The sequence below is a fragment of the Nostoc sp. CHAB 5715 genome (genome assembly GCF_020829685.1).
Lineage (GTDB): Bacteria > Cyanobacteriota > Cyanobacteriia > Cyanobacteriales > Nostocaceae > Nostoc.
Genome location: NZ_JAIVFR010000731.1, coordinates 1 through 3,931, shown reverse-complemented (window position 1 = coordinate 3,931; position 3,931 = coordinate 1). Strand labels below are relative to the sequence as shown.

General features: G+C 40.4%; 6 protein-coding genes. 1 reads left to right on the top strand and 5 read right to left on the bottom strand.

Features of this window, described 5'->3' with window-relative positions; translation table 11 throughout:
- Positions 1-122: 122 nt before the first annotated feature.
- The 5 genes from LC574_RS30125 to LC574_RS30105 form a co-directional block, all read right to left on the bottom strand.
- On the bottom strand, positions 123-578 hold the full coding sequence (locus LC574_RS30125; protein ID WP_229457276.1) for an N-6 DNA methylase: 456 nt from the start codon (positions 576-578) through the stop codon (positions 123-125).
- Entirely contained in the window at positions 578-1,432 is an 855-nt protein-coding gene (locus LC574_RS30120; protein WP_229457275.1) for a hypothetical protein, read from the bottom strand. Before LC574_RS30120 ends, LC574_RS30125 begins: the two co-directional genes overlap by 1 nt.
- A gap of 48 nt (positions 1,433-1,480) precedes the next feature.
- Positions 1,481-2,137, bottom strand: coding sequence for a hypothetical protein (locus LC574_RS30115; RefSeq protein WP_229457274.1), 657 nt, complete (start codon positions 2,135-2,137; stop codon positions 1,481-1,483).
- A 559-nt stretch (positions 2,138-2,696) separates the two neighbouring features.
- A complete protein-coding gene (locus tag LC574_RS30110; RefSeq protein WP_094344623.1) occupies positions 2,697-3,035 on the bottom strand; it encodes a type II toxin-antitoxin system RelE/ParE family toxin in 339 nt (112 codons plus the stop codon).
- The gene (locus tag LC574_RS30105) at positions 3,032-3,421 is read right to left on the bottom strand and encodes a hypothetical protein (protein ID WP_229457273.1); all 390 of its coding nucleotides are present in this window, start codon (positions 3,419-3,421) and stop codon (positions 3,032-3,034) included. Before LC574_RS30105 ends, LC574_RS30110 begins: the two co-directional genes overlap by 4 nt.
- Positions 3,422-3,634: 213 nt before the next feature.
- Between LC574_RS30105 and LC574_RS30100 the strand changes: the two genes are divergently transcribed.
- A partial coding sequence (locus LC574_RS30100; protein ID WP_229457272.1) for a hypothetical protein occupies positions 3,635-3,931 on the top strand: 297 nt, incomplete at its 3' end.

The window sequence follows — 3,931 nt, the reverse complement described above, 5'->3', positions numbered from 1 at the left end:
TGCAATGAGCGATCGCTTCCATTACGATGTGAGCGCCAAATTCCACTGCACCTGTGACTTCGATTAATGCATCAATGCCCTGGGCCCGACACAGTAACTTAGCGTCTTCTGTGACTGCATATTTAGCCTTTGCGCTGAAGAATCAAAAAACTGGTGATAATTCCCAATCCACATTCCACCTGAAAGTTTTCTGTAGGTAACTGAATGGAAGCAATTAGTAAAGCCATGTCTTCTAATAGCCATTGGCGAAAGTGTGCTTGATTAGATGAAGAAAGAATTCCATTAGACACTAAAATACAGACTATTTCACCAGGTTGCAATTGATTTAAACACTGTTCTACAAATAAGCACTCTTGTTCTGTTTGGGTTTTCAACTTGGATGTAATAACGTAGCTTCCATCTCCGTGTTTTATCCATTTATAAGCCATCTCAAATCTGGCGAGTTCGGAATCGCAAGTGAGATTAATTTTGCAATAGGGAGGATTGGCAAGTGCTACAGTAGGCAAGGAAATTGGCAGAGGAGGATTACTGACACAATTTTGAAATAGTTGTTGCCAATCAGCAATTTTAATTGTCATCAAAATAAACTTCCTTGCAACATATTTTCTGCTTTAGTATTCTCATATTTGATACTATTAATCAGCAAACTATTATTTAGCTTAGGTTTAGGTGCTGATGCGGGAGCTTCATATTTTAAATTTGGTCGAATAAAAGAAATTCCCTTCCCAATCAGCGTATCTCCGATAACTAAATCTCCACCCAAACTAGGAATAGGCAATGCCAAGTAGGGAGCGTAAAGCATGAAGTTTAAACTTGCTATTTTTATTAGTAGTGAATCCCACTCCCAGCCTGTTAAACTGATAGCATAATTGGACATTTCCAATGCTAATCTTCCTGTACCAAGTGCTGGTTCATATATATGAAATGGTGCTATTGCAGCAGAACTGTCAACTGCTGCAATAGCCATTGTCCTGGCTGTCCAAGTAGGAGTAGGATAGAATTTAGCTCTTGATTGCCCGTAACGATTAGCACCCAACAAATGACCAAAGTAATCGAAGGGACAAGAAATCAAAAGCTTCAGTTCTAGTTCTTGAATAAGACGATTACTCGCACCGTTACATCCCTCTGGCTCATGAGGCAATTTAGCAATGCTGGGATGTCCTAGAGCATAAAGTAACCAATCAGTGAAATAGAGAATAAATCTGGAAGGACTGCCACATCCACCTATAGGAATAGATTGCAGACAGCTTGAGAGCATCTGTAAAACTTGAGGATGTCCTAAGTCTAAAAACTCAGTTTGTGGTATTTCTTTAGGCAGTTCTCCAGTTTCCATTGTCCATCGCCATTGCTCACATCTACCTTGATATTCATCATCTAATTTCAGTAGTTTTGATAATAGCCATCCATGTTCAAAAGTTGATTTGAGTACCATTGGTGTTATCTGTAATAAGCATTTGCCAATGGCAGAGGCATTAGCCTCTTAAATCTTGACTTCTGGAATAGCTTCTAAATTGACCATTGACGATAACTCAGGAATGACTATGTTTGATTGTGATTTGTTATCTGGAGATTGAGTCAGTAGTTTAATTAACCATTTTTCAGTCTGCATCTGATCCTTTTGATTCCAGCGTACATTTAATCTTTGGGCTGGTTTAATAGGATGTAATGCTAAAACTACGAGTTGTATTTGGTTAGGAGTAACTGAGTATTGTCTAGCCGTAGTCCACAGCTTCACCCGGTCTTGCCAGCTTAAATGTGGATGGCGTATAGCCCATTCATAAAGCCTGGGAATACCTTGTTTAAATGCTATATTTGTTAATACTTGAATAAAGTGCTTGTCGTCATTAATTGCAAGAGGTGCAATAACTGGATTATCGACTAATAACTTTTTCCGAGATTGAAAAATTTCTGGTGCAAGTTCCTGTGTTTGAGAAACCCACTGAGCAATTTGAGGATAAGCATTTAATAAAGGTTTTACAGTCAGTCCTAAAAATAGTTGTTTCATCACCAAAGAAAAGTTATCTGCAACTATAGAGTCAAAGGCAGAGCGATTTGGATGATATTTTTGACTGGGTAATAGGAGTTGTTGCTGTGTTTTAGTAATTTGTTGAATATCGGCAAGATTAATTACTGGCATGGTGGGGAGAATATAACATCTCTCCCATGCAGCGGTAAGCTGCAAATTAATTATACGTACAGCCAAGATACAAGAATTAGCTGTCAATCAAGGACATACACCTATTCGTCAGGCAGTCATTGATTACAGCATATTATATTTAGAGATCGATCAGATTGTTCGGCGGTTGATTGCTATGCACTCAGCGATAGTACGGCTAATATCAGGTAAATAAAGTACATCTAATAAGAACTGTAAAATTACTGCACTAAATCTGAAGCAGTATTGTCACTTTGGATATTATTCAGTCTATTAGAGCAACAATTAGCGTTAGCCAAAGGCTTTGGCGTACCCTTACTCAAAAGCTTGCTACGCGTAGCGTCTCTAAGAGTTGCCATCGCTCCGTTTTATTTTTATTGCTCTCATTACTTCTTTATTTGTTACAAATGTTGTTTTTCTGCGAAAGGCGATCGCTCTACAACGTGGTTTGCGCTCATAAGTGTAGGCGTAGCCCGTCACTATCAGGCTACGCTTACACTCCATACTTGAGGAAGATATTGTGGATGGAATGTCAATACAATCAATCCTCTACTTCCGGCTCACCAATTGTCTTCTGTGCGCCATGACGAATATGGAGAATTCTCACCGTTGGAACAGGCTGATCTTCAAGAACCGTAAATAGAATACGATAGGTTTGTTTTCCTTGCCCGTAAAGAAGCTGACGAATTTCTTGACTAAAGAAGGCATCCTCTCGAGCGATTGGACAGCGCCGAGGCATTTCTTGCAGAGAGACGATTGCTTTAATCAGCCCTTGATACCAGAGTTGGGCGCGTTCATCTGTGGTAAACTGAGAAAAACTTAAGAATGCGGCATCCGCTTCGGCTTTCGCAATGCTAGAGAAATCAATGCGGTACGTCATGCTTCAAGAGACAATCCATATTTCTGATTTTGTTCAGCAATGAAGTCCTCTAAACTCGAAAATTGTCCTTGCTCAAAATCATCAAGCCCACGTTGGATTCCCTTTAAAGCCTCAAAAAAATCTTGATCGTCCAAACTCAGTCCTAAAGTCAGCACCGCTAGCGCCATTTGCGAAATATCTTGTCCAGTACTTTCAGCACGCTGTCGCAACAGTGCCTCAACTTTCGGTGGCAGATCAAGTGTAATGGACATTGTGAGTTTTCCGAGCGTGATACTGGTTTTATTATAGCGATGCCTGCGGCGGGCTACTCGGCGTCGCACCTCATAGATTGGGTAAAGCGGACTGCTCAAGTGTGGGAGTGCTTCAGCTACGCCCGTTGTAGACATCGCGCTAATTCTAGATACCTGTAAAATTAAGCTGCAAGCGATGGCAACTCTTAGAGACGCTACGCGTAGCAAGCTTTTGAGTAAGGGTACGCCAAAGCCAACTCTTGGAGACGCTCCGCGTAGCTTGCAACTCCTGCGGAGTACGGCTAACGCATATCTTATTAAAACATTAATCGTTCAATGGAAATTATGGACGTTCAGATTAGAGAAATTGTGTCCCAAATTCTTATGGAGTTTCAAAGGATGAATAGTAGCTTAACTTATGAGCAAGAAACCTTTGTGCAAGATAGTATCCCTGTTAGATTGGGAAAATTGGTAACTAATTTAGCACAGATAAGTCAACTTTTCAGTGACTCTACGCATGAGGATGTGGTCAAAAGCCTGATTAGAGAGACTATGTATTTCCTTGAGTGGATAGCCCCAGATATAGATATTGACAATGCTTTTGAGTTAGCAAACTTAGGAAGGTTTCTCACACGCTGGCTGTTTAACTGGGAACAAGCCTGGAAT